Genomic DNA, 15,386 nt, shown 5'->3' with positions numbered 1-15,386 from the left:
GTTCTTCGTGACTAAATCTCTGTAAATTCTACCGGTTTACCGCAGAGGATGCGCTGCTTAAGCGGGTTTCGGCCCTTTACAGCTTTGACTCGCCTGGTGCACGACCTCAAGCGCTTGGCTGAGCAGGTTCTTCGATTCGGCGTCAAACCAGTGTACGCGGTCGTCCCCGCGAAACCAGGTTATCTGACGGCGCGCAAATTGTCGGGTTGCCGTCGCGGTGTCTTCGATCGCATCGTGCAGAGTATACGTCGCGCTCAACGCGGGGTCGGAGGCGGTAGTCTGCGCATCCAAAACCTTCAAAAACTGGGCGTACCCGATGGCACGTGAGGCGGTCTTTCCCTCGCGCAGACCATGCTGTTCCAGCGTTCGTACTTCATCTAAAAGCCCTGATTCCGCCATGTTCACCACCCGCCGGTACAGGCGTTCGTGGAGGCGTTCACGATCCATATCAAGCCCAATCTGTATGGCGGGTGAGACATATTCGCGTACTGGCATAAAGGCAGAAAAGGGACGCCCCGTCACCTCAAAAACTTCGAGGGCACGGATAACGCGCCGTTCGTCGTGAACACGCGCCGCAGAGTCAGGATCGACCTGAGCCAGGCGTGTGCGCAAAACACCGATCCCCTGCTGGGCGGCTTCCTGCTCCAGCCGAGTCCGTACTGCCGAATCCGTGCCGGGAAAATCGAGTTTATCGAGAGCCGCCCGAACATAGAGACCGGATCCGCCCACCAGAATAGGGTACTTACCGCGCGCTCTAATATCCGCAAAGAGCTGCCGGGCTTGATGCTGAAATTCTGCTACCGAAGCTTCCTGCGTGATATCCAAAATATCGAGCAGATGGTGAGGAACCCCCTGCATTTCCTCAGCGGTAATCTTAGCAGTTCCGATATTCATACCGCGATAGAACTGCATGGAATCCGCGTTTACGCATTCACCGCCAAGATGCCGAGCAAGAGCAATTGCGAGCGCACTCTTACCAGTACCGGTGGCACCGACAATAGCGACAATAGGAGGCTCTAAGGGGTACGTCATGGGTCTATTGTACGGGTCTACTATAATATGAGACCGCGCGCACGCCCTACGGTATCTAGGATTTAGGACCAATAGTGGGCATGCCAAGCCCCACCGGACCACCCGAAGCCTGGGTAGTTCCGGCGCCGCAGGATTCAGCCTGTGAACGGTCCCAGGCGTCCCCGGCGCGGGTGCGGCGAAGCTGATACTGCTCAGCGGTGGGATCTGAAATCAGATGGAATGACCCTGCCTCAGTGATAGGAACGGTCACCATATCTCCAGGGCGAGGCTCTTCGCACCCGGCAGGTACTGAGAAATGCACGAGGCGCTGATCCGGTCCGCGACCCGCCAGACGATGCGTCTGCTGCGCTTTACGCCCAGACTCGGCGACAACCATCAGCTCAACGGTTTTACCCAACTGTTTACGGTTCTCTTCGCCCGCAATACGGTCCTGCAGAGCCACTAGGCGTTCGTAGCGCTCCTGCACAACATCTTTTGGAATCTGGTTTTCCATAGTCGCCGCCGGGGTGCCGGGACGAATTGAGTACTGGAAGGTAAACGCTGACGAGAACCGCGCCTGCTCCACCACGCGTAGCGTATCCTGGAAGTCTTCTTCGCTCTCACCGGGGAACCCCACGATAATATCGGTGGTAATGACAGCGTGCGGAATACGCTCGCGCACCTTCTCTAAAATGCCCAAGAATTTCTTGGATCGGTATGAGCGGCGCATGTCTTTGAGTACCTTATCCGATCCCGATTGAAGCGGCATATGCAGAACAGGCATGACGTTCGGGGTTTCTGCCATCGCTTCTATCACATCGTCGGTGAACATAGCTGGATGCGGTGACGTGAACCGTACTCGTTCCAGCCCCTCAATATCACCGCAGGCGCGCAATAGCTTGGAGAATGCCTGACGGTCCCCAAATTCCACGCCGTAGGAGTTCACGTTCTGCCCAAGCAGAGTTACTTCGATCGCGCCGTCATCGACGAGCGCTTGAACTTCAGCGAGGATATCGCCGGGTCGACGATCTTTCTCTTTACCGCGCAGTGACGGCACGATACAGAAGGTACAAGTGTTGTTGCATCCCACGGAGATTGAAACCCAGCCCGAGTACACATGGTCACGTTTAGTGGGTAGGGTCGAGGGGAACACCTCAAGCGATTCGAGCAGTTCCGCCTGCGCTTCGTGATTGTGGCGGGCGCGTTCAAGGAGTGTGGGGAGCGAGCCAATATTGTGGGTGCCGAACACGACATCTACCCAAGGGGCTTTTTCGATAATAGTGTTCTGGTCTTTTTGAGCCAGGCATCCGCCTACAGCAATTTGCATGCCTTCGTGGCGCCGCTTCACGGAGGCCAACTGTCCCAAATGTCCGTAGAGACGATTTGATGCGTTCTCGCGCACCGCGCATGTGTTAAACACCACGAGGTCGGGTTCTTCCCCCTCGGCGGCGCGTACATACCCGTTCGCTTCTAGCAAACCAGACATACGTTCAGAATCGTGAACGTTCATTTGACAGCCAAAGGTGCGAACTTCATAGGTTCGGGGAGTTTCGGCGGACGTTGCGGATTCAGCAGAAAAATCATTTAGGGTCATGCTCACGCCATTAGGGTAGCGGATGGTGGATAATGGCTCTATGCAGGTATCCCTTAGTAATTCTTCCGGCCAATATCCTGATGATCCCCTCGCGACTATTCTTGAGCGTGCCATCGCGGAATACCATCCCGCGCCCACGCACTCCCCCGCCGATTCTGAGGCGTTCCGGGTCAGTGTTCTCAAGATGCTTTCGTGGGCGGCAACCCTACCGGCTATCGGAGATCGGATTCCGCTCTCGCTGACGATTCTCTCAACCGGAATGCGCTCGGTAGTGCTGCGAGTACGCTATGGATCTAACCCGCATACACCCTGGCAGCCCGAATCTGTCATCTTAAAACGTTATCGCCGCGGAGATTCGGCGACTAACGCAGGCGGTTTTGGATACCTTCGGGAAAAATACGGTGCGGTTGCCCTCGATGAAATGGTTCCAGATATCTACCCTGCCCTCTACGGTGTTGATGATGATCTACGCTGCTTAGCACTCGAAGACGTGGTTTTTGAAGGGTCGGTACCCGTTGCAAACTCCCTTATAGCTGATACTTCCACGCAGCTTTTCAACCAGAATAATACGGCACGCGCTTTTGCGGCTTACGCGGCAGTGTGGGGTGAATTTGCTCGGCAGGGAATTTTTGACGACACCGTCGATGAATATCGCGCATCGCTTGCGAGGGCGGACCGCAGGGCACAGTTCCCGGGGGCAATGCCCTCCCCGAAACTCGCAGAGAAGGGACTTCAACGCCTATATCCCGATCTCCCGGCAGAACGGAGCGAAGATGCCGAAGAACCTACAAACGATCTCCAAGAACTAATCTTCCGGTTCCATCGCATTACTCAGCCATTTTTCCTCAAACGCCCGCCGGTACCCGAGCAATTTAAACGTAGCCGCGGGCAGGTCTATATGCTCTCGTCGGGAGATTTTTCGCCGCATAACGTGCTGTACTCCCCTGCCGATATGGCACCTTCTCGTGGTATAGGCACCCGCGCCTTTGATACGGAAGGAACCTGTATCCACCACCGCGGATTCCCTTTTGTGGAGGCGATGCTCGGGTTTCCCTCGTCGCCCCAGTACCCGCATTACCGGGTGGATAGGGAACAGGAGCTCCCTAAATTTTATACGGTCCTCTTCGGTGAAATACCTTTAGATGCCAGGCTTGCAGAAGACATTGCGGTGTGCGCAGCTATTACAGTGTGTACGCTTTTGGAGCTTTACGCCGACGGATCCCGGGTACAGGTTCTTCCCCGCATTTGCTATCAGGGTGCCGAGCTGATGCGCATCCTGCTTACTCTTGGGAACACTCAAGACCCCGCGCTTTACGATCTCATCCAGCGCCTTGGCGATTACGGTAAGAACCTCGAAAAGTAGACTTAGACGGCACGTCCAGTTGCCTCACCGGCGGCAAGCGTAAAATCCCAGCTAATTCCGTTCCAGGTGAGAACCTGCGGACGCAGTTCCTCACGCAATGCAAAACTCTTATCGGCGTACCCCAGCAGATACTCGTCGAAGGCCGGGAGGCTAAGCTCTCGGTTGAGCGCATCCTTAAGCTCCGAACGGGTAATGCCTTCTTGCCAGGAACCTACCGCATATTCTTGCCCGCCCAGCACAATAGTCTGGGTGCAGCGAGCATGTTCAAACGCATACCGGGCATCGGTTATTGTAATCCCAGCCCACCAGCGCAGATCCTCCGCGGTCACCGGCCCGTGACCGCATATATAACGTGTACCCAGTTCAGCCAGTGCCTGTTTTCGCTCGTATTTTGTGCGGGGCACAGGTATGGAGTCGCGGTGCACGAAGCTTTCTTCTTTTTCCCGGAGCGGCCCTTGAAGAACCGTGCCCTCACCGCCGTAGAGTCGAATGAGGTGGCTGCGCCGCGAACTTGGCCCGCTATAGCCGTATTCATCCAGAATGGTGTAGAGGTCAGTGCGAGTGAGCGGCTCAAGATGTCCCCTGGTTTGTAAAGCGTCATGAAGGTGCTCACGCCACCGCTCAAAGTCTTCGAGCGTAAAGTTACATTGACGCATATAGGTGGGTTGAGGCTTCGCGCCTCGGCCAGCGACAGCAGCATACAGCGAATCTGCACTATTAAGAGTCAAAAAGTGGAGTGTCCCGCGCATGGGCCACGAACGTACAATGCTGTAGTCGTGAATGCCTTCAAGAACTGTGTCAGTACTGCACCCAGCTCGTAGCGCAATGGCACGCACACCGGCGTTATAGTTTTGCCCCTGAACAGCGTAGAGATGGTCTAAGGCATATGCCGCAGCATTCGTCTCTTGCTGTAGAGTGTCGGCATCTACCCCTATATCGCGATGGGCTGCGCTTGGGGCGAGGAGCTGGGCGATCATACGCCTGGCACGAAGTTCTTGTAACGGCTGCATAGATTACCTCTTATCTGTTGCTGGATCCGCTGGATACTCTTCTGATGAAGAATACTCAACAGTCTTCTTCTTGCTCGCTGCGGTACCTCTCGATTTCTTCTTTTACCACCGAAAACGCTACAGATGAAGAATATCCTCGACGTGCCAGCATACCTACTAGCCGACGCATGATTTTCTCCTTCTCGGTACGATCTGAGAAATTCATAGAAGGACGCAGTTTTTTGCGCACGAGCTCCGCCGCGTCCTGACGCTCATCTTCGTCCGTGCGTGCAGCGAGCGCATCTTCAGCAAGTTCTCCGGTAATTCCTCGCTCTTTGAGTTCACGGCGCAGAGCGGTTCGAGAAAGTTTCTTATGTTTTCCCCGCTGTTCCACAAAGGAACGCGCATACTCGGCATCGTCAATCAGGTGAGCAGCCTCAAATTTATCGAGCAGTGAATCTATCAGGCTTTCCTCAAACCCTTTATCGGCAAGTTTTTTCTGCAGCTGCGCGCGGGATTTAGCAGAATACGCCAGCTGATTGTAAACCAGAGTCTTTGCTCGCGTGTACGGATCTGGCTCTTCGCGCTGTTTCCAACGTCCTGAGCGATTGGTGCCCGGAACATTCGTTTTTTCTTCGGCAGCGATACCTCGAATAAGAGCTTCTTCTTCGGTGCTCAAAGGTTCGTTGAGGGCACTCCCCTCACGAAATAATGGGCCTGATGACCTTTTCTTCTTTCGTACTTTTTCTGGATGTTCTTCCTCTGCACGATGAGCCCCAATAGCCGGGGCGAAGGGCGATTTTTCGGTGTTCTTGGGGCGCCGGAATCCTTTTTTCCAGTCCGGGTTTCGACGCTTCTTACGGGCGCCCGATGTACGCTCTGCTGAGGTTTTTGATGAAGCGTTTTGTGTACGGGGTTCTGCATCATGTTGAGTTGCCGCCCCTCCCCCTCGTGTGCGTGGGAACGAGCGCGATGAGGAAGAACGATAGGGTACAGAATCGGGGTCGGGTTTGTCTTCCACATATCCGTGTGCGGCGGGATGCCAATCAGAGAATCCTGTGGCTTTGCCCTCTGCAGCATCAGAAGTTGTTTCAGCGTCAGAAATCGCAGGGTCACTCAACGGGTTATCACCCCAGGCATCCGCCAACCAATCGTTACCCATGCCGCCTTCCTGTGCTGGTTCGATGCTGTAATCCTGTAGGTACAACGCCTCAAAGGTGTAGAGTCCTCAGATATGCTGAGCGTGTGCCGCGCATCCTCAAAGCTAATGCGCGGCACACGCCATCTTGTTTAGAATTCTTCTGCGAGCTCGTTGAGAGGATCGGCCTCAACCGATGTGGCTTCAGCCTCTTCCGAAGATTCCTCCCCTTCAGGATCGATAATTCCGAGTTTTACGAGGACCTTATACTGTAGTTCCTCAGTCAATTCCGGGTTATCCTTGAGCAGTTTACGCACGTTCTCACGCCCCTGCCCCAGCTGTTCGCCATCATAGGTAAACCAGGCGCCAGACTTCTTGACGATGTCATGCTCTACCGCGAGGTCAAGAATACCGCCTTCAACGGAGATACCCTCACCATACAGAATGTCGAACTCGGCCTGTTTGAAGGGAGGAGCCATCTTATTCTTCACGATCTTGGCACGAGTTTTATTGCCAATGGGATTCGCCCCGTCCTTTAAGGTCTCAATACGTCGAATATCGATACGCACCGAGGCGTAGAACTTCAGGGCCTTACCGCCGGTCGTGGTTTCGGGAGAACCAAAGAACACGCCGATCTTCTCACGAAGCTGGTTAATGAAGATTGCTGTAGTGCCGGTGGACGCCAGGCGACCCGTAATCTTACGGAGAGCCTGGCTCATCAAACGCGCCTGCAGGCCCACATGAGAATCACCCATATCGCCGTCAATCTCGGCGCGGGGAACGAGAGCCGCTACAGAATCGACCACAACGATATCAACAGCGCCGGAACCAACCAGCATATCCATAATTTCGAGTGCCTGTTCCCCAGTATCGGGCTGCGATACCAAGAGGGCATCGGTGTCAACGCCGAGTTTGGCAGCATAGACCGGATCGAGTGCATGTTCAGCATCAATAAACGCCGCGATACCGCCCGCTTTCTGCACATTCGCTACAGCATGCAGAGCGACAGTGGTCTTACCAGAAGATTCAGGACCATAAATTTCAATCACACGGCCGCGGGGCAGTCCGCCGATACCGAGAGCAGCATCCAAAGCGATAGCGCCGGTTGAAATAACCTCCGTTTTCACGGTCTCTTTATCGCCTAGACGCATAATCGCGCCTTTACCATAATCCTTGTCAATTTTAGCCATCACGGCTTCGAGTGCCTTGGCACGGCCTTCTTCAGGAACACGAGCGACGCCCTGTGCCTTGCTGTTCTTTGCCACGGTTAGTTACCTCGTTCTATCAATAGAAGGTCTCAATGATTCTTCGGGAGGTGCTTCTCGCCACCCTCTGCACACTACTCTACGAAGTCCGCCTGACACTTTAAGACCGGCGGCGGAAGAATGTGGAAAAATCCCCCAGAAAGTACAGATATTTTACTCTGTGGATAGATTAGCATGACTCGAACAAAAATCCTATAAATCGCACAAATTTTCGGCAAATTTTTTCGAATTTATGCTCGCCGTGTCTATCTCAGAGTCTCCACATACAGCATCGCAACAACCCCTAAACCGGACTTATTCCGCAGCAATTCATGGATTCGGCTACCTGCGCGGTTCACGGTCGGGTCCCAAACGGCGAACCTCCGGAATATCCTGTGTCTCGCAGACCGCAAGCCAAACATCCTTCGGTGCAACCCCAGCTTCAAGTGCCTCTAAAGCCGTCATATTCCCAAGCGACCCAAGCACCAAATCTCCCGCCAAAACTCGGGCATACCCAGCACCGAATTCGTAGTCCATATTTGTCCAAAACTCGCTGAGTTTCATCATCCCTCCTTACGCTCTCCTGTCTCAGAGCACATCCGAAAAAATCACGAGAATGCTTTATCAGAGTCCCCTGCGAAGGTAGACCTCTACCGTTGTCAATGCATAAAAAAGCGAACCGCGCATCATAACGGATGCGCGGTTCGCTCACATAGGTTTCTTAGAGCGAAGCCATCATGTAATCGTTACGGTACTGCTCAGCAAGCTCGGCGGGAACGGTATCCGGAACGTGTACGCCCTCTAGAATTGCCATACGGTCGGCGACTTCACGGAGCATCTGGTACATCGGGATATCAAGCGCCTGGCAAATCCATGCCAAAAGCTCCGAAGAAGCTTCCTTCTGCCCACGCTCAACTTCGCTGAGATAACCCAGGGAAACACGTGCGCTCTGTGAAACCTCGCGTAGGGTACGACCCTGGCGCTGACGAACGTCACGAAGAACCTCGCCAATAGCCTGGCGCAGAGGTACAGTCTTTGCCTCTTCCACAACAGGAGCTACCTGCTGCGGAGCTGGGTTAATTTCTTTCCACCGGGTAATACCATTAATAGATACACGCTTCTTGGTCATATGCGTTGTTTCTCCTCGTACGTAGGTCAACCAGTGTTCGGTTCTTACAGTTATTAAGCCTAACTCATTTTTTAGTTCTCGGCTAGCCTCGGGTACTGTACCGTTTATATGAGCCTGGCTAGTATATATTCAAACTTACCAAGCTATAGTTTTATTCCCATGTACCTGGGAAATCCCTGGAAACTTGATTAAAGTATCCCGTGAAAAGATACTTCAGCTGACCTCTAGATAAGGCTACGATGCGTCCTTAGTACCGTGCACAGCCTGGGTCAGCAGGAGAATTGCATCCGCCGTTGCCGAGGCGCGAATCTGTACCCGATCCCCCTCATAGTGCCGCTGTACGGCATAGGTTGCTTCTGGAGTATGCACACCCAAAAATACGGTACCAACGGGCTTACCGTCGTGCGGCTCTGGCCCTGCAACTCCAGTGGTCGAAACCCCGTAGTCAGCTCCACAGATTCGTGCGGTTCCCTGCGCCATCTGCCGGGCAACTTCCGGATCAACTGAACCATTCTTAGCTAAAAGCTCTTCGTTTACGCCTAAAACGGATGCCTTGACCGCGCTCGCATATGAGATAACCCCGCCGCGGTAGTATTCCGAGGCTCCTGCAACGGTGCAGATAGTACCCCCGACGTCTCCTCCCGTGAGGGATTCCGCCGTAGAGATTGTCAGACCTGTACCGACCAACGTATCGTGAAGCATCTGAGAGGCTTCCTTCGCACTATGCGGTACCGTTTTGAGTACGTCCATAAGTGCTCCTCTCCTCCCAACGAGATATATCCGGCGTATAAAATACCGGGACAGTCCATCTAGAACCGTCCCCAGCCTCATGCCTATGCGGGATGCTGCGCCAGCCATGTCTGGCGAAGCTGATGGGCATCACGCACATAAACCGCCCCTGTCCAGACGGTAATAGCGGTTACCGCCGCCATAAGAACCCATCCGGGAACCAACCAAGGTTTGCCGAGGAGTCCTAAGGGTAAAAGCATCACCACGAGAGCAACGGTTTGTAAAACGGTTTTGATCTTTCCACCCTTGTTTGCCGCCATAACCCCGTATTTGATAACGAAAAAACGCATGATGGTGATTCCCCACTCCCGAAGGAGAATTACAGCGGTCACCCACCACCACAGCTCGCCCAACCAAGAAAGGGTAATAAACGCCGCACCGGTGAGGAGCTTATCAGCAATAGGATCAGCGATCTTCCCAAAGCTCGTGATGAGGTTACGGCTTCGAGCCAGGTAACCGTCCGCCCAGTCTGTAATCATCGCGGCGATAAAGAGGGCAAAAGCAAGCCACCGCTGCGCTATATCTTCAGCTCCGAATGTTCCGCCTGCAAGGAGCACTACAACGAAAAAAGGAACTGCAATAATACGCACAACCGTCAGAATATTCGGCAGATTCCAGTTAGATACATGACGCTCGGTCTGCGATACCGCCGATGCTGATTCCTGACTCACTGTTACCCTTCGTCTCTACAGTCTGGTACCAACGACTCGTTGTTGGCTGCAAGGAACTCCCAGAGCGTAGCCCTCGCCTCATATCTTTCCAGTATACGAGGTATCGTCCCTATAAGAACGGCATTACGATAAATCCTTGTTTGGGCTCGCAGTAATAGAAAAATTCCCGCTTCCGTAGCACGATATGCCAGCAGAAGCGGGAATCTCTCTAGGATGTGAGAACACTTTGAATACGACTGTTTGGTTTATCGCCCCGTGAGCTGCCAGGCGTCCTCCGAGCCCTCATCACTCTCTTCCACCGCATATTCGGCAGGTTCTGCGGGGTTCACCGCTTGCGCATACGGGTCTTCAAAAGTTTCCTCAACGGGTTCGGGCACCTCTTCACCCCGGATGCGTGCCAAGGTATTCTGTAGATCGTCCGGGCGCACCAGCACATCGCGCGCCTTCGAACCCTCGGAAGGACCAACTATGCCTTGAGACTCCAGCAGATCCATAATGCGCCCCGCCTTCGCAAAGCCCATGCGGAGTTTACGCTGAAGCATTGAGGTAGAACCAAACTGCGTGGTAATCACGATTTCAGCCGCCCGGAGCAGGTCATCAAGGTCGTCGCCGATTTCCTCATCAATCTGCTTCTTCCCGGCAGAAACCATGACGTCTTCACGGTAAATTGTCGGAGCCTGCTGCTTCACGTGCTCAACAACCGCGTGAATCTCGGATTCAGAGACCCACGCACCCTGCACACGCATCGGCTTCGAGGCACCCATTGGCAGGAAGAGCGCATCGCCCTGACCGATCAGTTTTTCAGCGCCTGGTTGATCCAGCACCACACGCGAATCCGTGACCGATGACGTCGCAAACGCCATACGCGAAGGAACGTTCGCCTTAATCAGACCGGTCACCACGTCAACCGAAGGACGCTGAGTTGCAAGCACCAGGTGAATACCAGCTGCACGCGCCAACTGCGTAATACGAACAATCGCCTCTTCAACGTCACGCGGGGCAACCATCATCAAATCGGCAAGCTCGTCCACGATAACCAACAGGTACGGGTACTCGTGAATTTTTCGTTTACTCCCCGGCTCAGGCTGAATCTTGCCCTCGCGTACGGCCTTGTTGAAATCGTCCACATGCTTAAACCCGTAATGCGCCAGGTCGTCATAGCGTGCATCCATTTCACGCACTACCCATTGAAGCGCCTCTGCTGCCTTCTTCGGGTTAGTAATAATAGGCGTAATCAGGTGCGGAATTCCCTCATAGGCGGTAAGCTCCACACGTTTGGGGTCCACCATCACCAAACGCACCTGATCGGGCGTAGAACGCATAAGAATCGAGGTGATCATCGAGTTCACGAACGAAGACTTACCGGCACCGGTTGCACCGGCAACCAGCATATGCGGCATTTTCGCCAAGTTCGCAAGCACAAAACCGCCCTCGACATCTTTACCCACGCCCATAACCATCGGATGCGGGTTCGAGTGAGCCTGCGGGGACCGTAAGACATCGCCCAGCGATACCGTCTCGCGGTCGGTATTTGGAATCTCAATACCGATCGCCGATTTACCGGGAATAGGCGATAGGATACGCACATCCGGGCTGGCGACTGCATAGGCGATATTCTTACTCAGCGCGGTCACACGTTCAACCTTCGTACCGGCACCCAGCTCGATCTCGTAGCGGGTCACGGTCGGACCGCGCGAGAACCCGGTGACAACCGCATCAACCTTAAACTGCTCTAAAACGTTGGTCAGTGCTTCGACCACGTGTTCGTTCACTTCGGATGATTCCTTAGCAGGGGGACCTGCCACCAGCATCTGTTCTGCGGGCAGGTTATAAGTGCCCTGCGAAGACTCGACGGATTGTTCGGGGCGGGCCTGCTCGGTATGCGCGGTGCGCGTGTTGTTTTGCAGGGGTCGTGATGCCCCCGTACCGGCAGCCGCTGCTCCGCTGACCGTAGCTTGCGGCTTCGTCTGCGGCATACGAGATGCACCACTACTTTGCTGCGGTTTAGCTGATGTACCTTGCTGCACTGCTTCCGGTTGTGACTGTTGAGCAGACTGCGTCTGAGGGCTTGCTATCTGCTTTGTCGCAACATTCTGCTCGGATGAGGCGGGCACGAGAGGCTGCACCGATGTGTCATCAAAAGCCTCTACATCAAAGAGCGCATCCGGCGCCACACGACCGTGTTCAACTGCGGCACGCTGCGCCTGAGCCAGGCGTGCCGAGGGCGCATCCGAAGCCTCATGATCGAACACGGTGTTCTCGGTGCGGCGTTTGGGCAGGCGGCTCAACCTACCCTGAGACGATGCTGAAGAATGCGGCGCGGGGGCATCCGCAGAGGTTGCGGAAAACTCTTCATGAGTATTAACCACGGGGCTGGCGAATGCCTCATCGCCCACGTATTCATCCAGTCCCTGATCGGCCTGTTGGGAACGACCGAATCCGAACCACCGCTTAATTGACCCGAAGATACCGCCGCGAGATGTACGGCGTTCTTCCTCATCACCATAAAGATAGCTGCGATCATGTTCCGAGGCACTCAAATCGACGGTCTGAGTCGCTGCCGTGGAGTCCGCATCATAGCCGTCCTGCGGGTATGCGATGGTCGGGTCATCATCGGTGGAGGCAACCGGCTTTTCGCCCAAGGCCATGCGAACGAGATGTGTAAGCCGCGGAATAACCTGACGCACCGGAGTAGCCGTCAGTACCATGAGCCCCATGACGAAGAGAGCCAGAATAACGAGCCACTGCACAAATGCTATGCGTTGCATGAGAGGTCCAAGAAGCGCACCAATGGCGCCACCCCCGGCCCAGACAGCCTCAAAACCGCCCGAAAAACTGGGGTATCCGGCGTTCATCGCGAAGAAAAGCGACGCTGCAATAAGGATGAGCAGCAGGCCGAGCGAGACTCGATTGGTGCGGCGAACATCATCCGGCGTACGGAAAACGCACCATGCCAAGATAAAGCTCAGAATCGGTACCAAGATAGCACCCTGACCGAAAACGCCGCCCAGCATGGTGTGCCATGCCGAAATTGGGGCATGAATAATGGCCGGTGCAGACATGACGCGCCAGCTATACCATTCGACCCCCGCCGTAATAACGCCGAAAAGCAGAATGAAGAGCGCTCCGCCGTCTCGGCGTGCCTGTGGATCTAAATCTGTGCGATGCACCCCAAGAGCACGCACCGCGCCGCCCACCGTGTGGGCAATGCCTAACCACACTTTCGCAATAGCGTTTGCTACGGGGTTAGTTTCGGGGGTATTCGCGCGCTTAGATGTGCCCCGGGAGCCGCGTGCCGAGGTTTTCTTGGCTGATCCGGTTTTGCTTTTACGCCCTTGATTACTCCGTGAAGCCATATTTACTAGGTTAGCAACCTTCCATGTGCTTGGGGCTAGATGCCGTCATTCTCTCGCGACCGATGCAATCGGGGCAAGAACGTGATACGCATCCATAGTATTCATATGCTACCGTACACGGGAACGGAGCCGACCGCTCAAGTAGCTATCGGCCCCGTTTGTCGTGTATTGTGTGGGGTGCGTTCGCACAGAGCGTGCCCGCACCGCCTTTCGCCGTGGGCTATGCGCTCGCTACACCGTCGGCTTAGGCTCCTCATCCGTTTTAGTCTCAACGACCACCGGGACGATCATGGGTTTACGGCGCAGGCGGCGGGAGATCCATGCACCAATGGTACGGCGCACAATCTGCTGAAGCTGCTGTACCGTATGCACCTTCTCGGGCGCGCGGTGAAGCGCATCCTCAAGGGCGGCGGTAATTTTGGGGGTGATCTCGTCGAAGACCGAATCGTCTTCGGCAATACCGCGGGCATGAATATCTGGCCCGGTTACCACACGTTTGGTAGCACGATCAATTACCGTCACGATAGAGACGAATCCTTCTTCACCCAGAACGCGGCGTGCCTTAAGATCGTCCTCAGTCACCGAACCGACAGAACGCCCATCCACGTACAGGTATTCGCAGGGAACTTCGCCAACGATCTTCGCTACGCCGTCTTTGAGATCCACCACGGTACCGGATTCGCACAGGAGCACGCCTTCTTCGGGAACGCCTGTCTCTTTTGCCAGTTCCCCGTTAGCAATCAGGTGACGAACCTCGCCGTGAACAGGCATCACGTTCTTCGGTTCCAGAATGTTGTAGCAGTACAGCAGCTCTCCCGCCGCCGCGTGACCGGAAACGTGAACCTTCGCGTTGCCCTTATGCACCACAGTCACGCCGAGTTTCATCAGGGCGTTAATGATGCGGTACACGCTGGTTTCGTTGCCTGGAATCAGCGATGAAGCCAGCACGACGGTGTCGCCCGGTTCAAGCTGAACCTTGTGATCGCCATTAGCCATACGCGACAGAGCCGCCATCGGCTCGCCCTGCGAACCGGTACACATGAGTACAAGCTCATCGGGGCGGTATTCATCGACCTTCTTCAAATCTACAAGAACACCCTCGGGTACCTTGAGGTAACCCAGTTTCTCAGCGATGGTCATGTTGCGCACCATGGAGCGTCCAACCAACACAACTTTGCGCCCGCGCTCGACTGCGGCATCGAGCACCTGCTGCACACGGTGAACGTGCGAGGAGAATGAGGCCACGATAATGCGGCTGGGTGCATCGCGGAATACGCTCGATATAACAGGGCCGATATTTTTTTCGGTGGGGGTGAACCCGGGAACCTCTGCGTTTGTGGAGTCAGGCAGGAACAGATCCACACCTTCGTCGCCCAGACGCGAAAAGTGACGCAGGTCGGTGATGCGCCCATCCAGCGGAAGCTGATCCATCTTAAAGTCGCCGGTGTGCAGCACGGTGCCTGCAGCAGTCCGGATAAATACGGCGAGTGCATCCGGAATAGAGTGGTTAACCGCGATGAACTCGCATTCAAAAGGACCAAACTTTTCGATCTGGTGTTCCTTTACGGTGAGCGTATAAGGCTTGATGCGATGCTCGGCAAGCTTCGCTTCTACCAGAGCGAGAGTGAGTTCGGAACCGATGAGGGGAATATCGGGACGTTTCTTAAGCAGATAAGGTACCGCCCCAATGTGGTCTTCGTGCCCGTGAGTGAGAACCATGGCGACTACATCATCCAGGCGATCGACCACATAGCTGAAGTCGGGCAGGATTAGGTCTACACCGGGCTGGGACTCTTCAGGGAAGAGCACACCGCAGTCTACAATCAGCAGTTTGCCGTTGATTTCGTAGACGGTCATATTTCGACCGACTTCACCCAGACCACCGAGAGGCACCACGCGCAGGGTGTCTTTCTGCAGTTTGGGAGGCGCCGGCAGATCATTTTCAAAAACGCTCATGCGTATCTCCTTGTTTTCTATGATTCTATTTTTCGTGTCGTCTAAGGGCGCACCCGCCGTGAGTATCAGACTCCGAAGCGTATCGGGTTGCTTCGCGGGTGCTGCTCATGCGGCTTGAGGGGCTGAGAGTCCGTTCGCCAAAGGTC

General features: G+C 54.8%; 12 protein-coding genes. 1 reads left to right on the top strand and 11 read right to left on the bottom strand.

All coding sequences use genetic code 11. From position 1 onward, the window contains the following. Positions 1–57: 57 nt before the first annotated feature. Complete coding sequence (gene miaA, locus HMPREF2625_RS06685; protein ID WP_070523209.1) at positions 58–1,032, bottom strand: tRNA (adenosine(37)-N6)-dimethylallyltransferase MiaA; 975 nt, start codon at positions 1,030–1,032, stop codon at positions 58–60. Positions 1,033–1,087: 55 nt separating this feature from the next. Then, positions 1,088–2,605: a tRNA (N6-isopentenyl adenosine(37)-C2)-methylthiotransferase MiaB gene (miaB, locus tag HMPREF2625_RS06680; protein ID WP_048755076.1), complete on the bottom strand. Its 1,518-nt coding sequence runs from the start codon at positions 2,603–2,605 to the stop codon at positions 1,088–1,090. Positions 2,606–2,645: 40 nt separating this feature from the next. Between miaB and HMPREF2625_RS06675 the strand changes: the two genes are divergently transcribed. After that, positions 2,646–3,968: a hypothetical protein gene (locus HMPREF2625_RS06675; protein ID WP_246826733.1), complete on the top strand. Its 1,323-nt coding sequence runs from the start codon at positions 2,646–2,648 to the stop codon at positions 3,966–3,968. A gap of 2 nt (positions 3,969–3,970) precedes the next feature. Here the strand turns inward: HMPREF2625_RS06675 and HMPREF2625_RS06670 are convergent, their stop codons facing one another. The 9 genes from HMPREF2625_RS06670 to HMPREF2625_RS06630 all read right to left on the bottom strand — a co-directional run bounded on the left by HMPREF2625_RS06670 (position 3,971) and on the right by HMPREF2625_RS06630 (position 15,240). Next, positions 3,971–4,978 carry a DNA glycosylase AlkZ-like family protein gene (locus HMPREF2625_RS06670; protein ID WP_070523203.1) on the bottom strand — a complete coding sequence of 336 codons (1,008 nt, stop codon included), beginning with the start codon at positions 4,976–4,978 and terminating at the stop codon, positions 3,971–3,973. A gap of 55 nt (positions 4,979–5,033) precedes the next feature. Beyond that, positions 5,034–6,119, bottom strand: coding sequence for a regulatory protein RecX (locus HMPREF2625_RS11055; protein ID WP_246826732.1), 1,086 nt, complete (start codon positions 6,117–6,119; stop codon positions 5,034–5,036). Positions 6,120–6,247: 128 nt separating this feature from the next. After that, positions 6,248–7,360: a recombinase RecA gene (gene recA, locus HMPREF2625_RS06660; protein ID WP_070523199.1), complete on the bottom strand. Its 1,113-nt coding sequence runs from the start codon at positions 7,358–7,360 to the stop codon at positions 6,248–6,250. Between the two features lie 321 nt (positions 7,361–7,681). After that, complete coding sequence (locus HMPREF2625_RS06655) at positions 7,682–7,903, bottom strand: DUF3046 domain-containing protein (RefSeq protein ID WP_004006267.1); 222 nt, start codon at positions 7,901–7,903, stop codon at positions 7,682–7,684. Between the two features lie 157 nt (positions 7,904–8,060). Then, positions 8,061–8,468, bottom strand: a complete 408-nt coding sequence (locus HMPREF2625_RS06650) for a helix-turn-helix domain-containing protein (RefSeq protein WP_004006266.1) — start codon at positions 8,466–8,468, stop codon at positions 8,061–8,063. Positions 8,469–8,702: 234 nt separating this feature from the next. Further along, positions 8,703–9,218 carry a CinA family protein gene (locus HMPREF2625_RS06645; RefSeq protein ID WP_070523196.1) on the bottom strand — a complete coding sequence of 172 codons (516 nt, stop codon included), beginning with the start codon at positions 9,216–9,218 and terminating at the stop codon, positions 8,703–8,705. A gap of 83 nt (positions 9,219–9,301) precedes the next feature. After that, entirely contained in the window at positions 9,302–9,928 is a 627-nt protein-coding gene (pgsA, locus tag HMPREF2625_RS06640) for a CDP-diacylglycerol--glycerol-3-phosphate 3-phosphatidyltransferase (protein WP_070523193.1), read from the bottom strand. 245 nt (positions 9,929–10,173) lie between these two features. Continuing rightward, positions 10,174–13,284 (bottom strand): DNA translocase FtsK, encoded by a 3,111-nt coding sequence (locus HMPREF2625_RS06635; RefSeq protein WP_070523190.1) that lies wholly within the window; start codon positions 13,282–13,284, stop codon positions 10,174–10,176. Positions 13,285–13,515: 231 nt separating this feature from the next. Continuing rightward, on the bottom strand, positions 13,516–15,240 hold the full coding sequence (locus HMPREF2625_RS06630; protein ID WP_037231921.1) for a ribonuclease J: 1,725 nt from the start codon (positions 15,238–15,240) through the stop codon (positions 13,516–13,518). Positions 15,241–15,386: the final 146 nt, after the last annotated feature.

The organism is Rothia sp. HMSC064D08 (genome assembly GCF_001809525.1).
GTDB classification, from domain to species: domain Bacteria; phylum Actinomycetota; class Actinomycetes; order Actinomycetales; family Micrococcaceae; genus Rothia; species Rothia dentocariosa.
This window is presented reverse-complemented; position numbering and strand designations above follow the sequence as displayed.

Excerpts from the sequence above, each read along its gene's own strand:
- HMPREF2625_RS11055 (WP_246826732.1), bottom strand. The coding sequence starts at position 6,119 with ATGGGTAACGATTGGTTGGCGGATGCCTGGGGTGATAACCCGTTGAGT.
- HMPREF2625_RS06645 (WP_070523196.1), bottom strand. The coding sequence starts at position 9,218 with ATGGACGTACTCAAAACGGTACCGCATAGTGCGAAGGAAGCCTCTCAG.
- miaA (WP_070523209.1), bottom strand. The coding sequence starts at position 1,032 with ATGACGTACCCCTTAGAGCCTCCTATTGTCGCTATTGTCGGTGCCACC.
- HMPREF2625_RS06655 (WP_004006267.1), bottom strand. The coding sequence starts at position 7,903 with ATGAAACTCAGCGAGTTTTGGACAAATATGGACTACGAATTCGGTGCT.
- HMPREF2625_RS06675 (WP_246826733.1), top strand. The coding sequence starts at position 2,646 with ATGCAGGTATCCCTTAGTAATTCTTCCGGCCAATATCCTGATGATCCC.
- HMPREF2625_RS06630 (WP_037231921.1), bottom strand. The coding sequence starts at position 15,240 with ATGAGCGTTTTTGAAAATGATCTGCCGGCGCCTCCCAAACTGCAGAAA.
- HMPREF2625_RS06670 (WP_070523203.1), bottom strand. The coding sequence starts at position 4,978 with ATGCAGCCGTTACAAGAACTTCGTGCCAGGCGTATGATCGCCCAGCTC.
- HMPREF2625_RS06650 (WP_004006266.1), bottom strand. The coding sequence starts at position 8,468 with ATGACCAAGAAGCGTGTATCTATTAATGGTATTACCCGGTGGAAAGAA.
- miaB (WP_048755076.1), bottom strand. The coding sequence starts at position 2,605 with ATGACCCTAAATGATTTTTCTGCTGAATCCGCAACGTCCGCCGAAACT.
- HMPREF2625_RS06635 (WP_070523190.1), bottom strand. The coding sequence starts at position 13,284 with ATGGCTTCACGGAGTAATCAAGGGCGTAAAAGCAAAACCGGATCAGCC.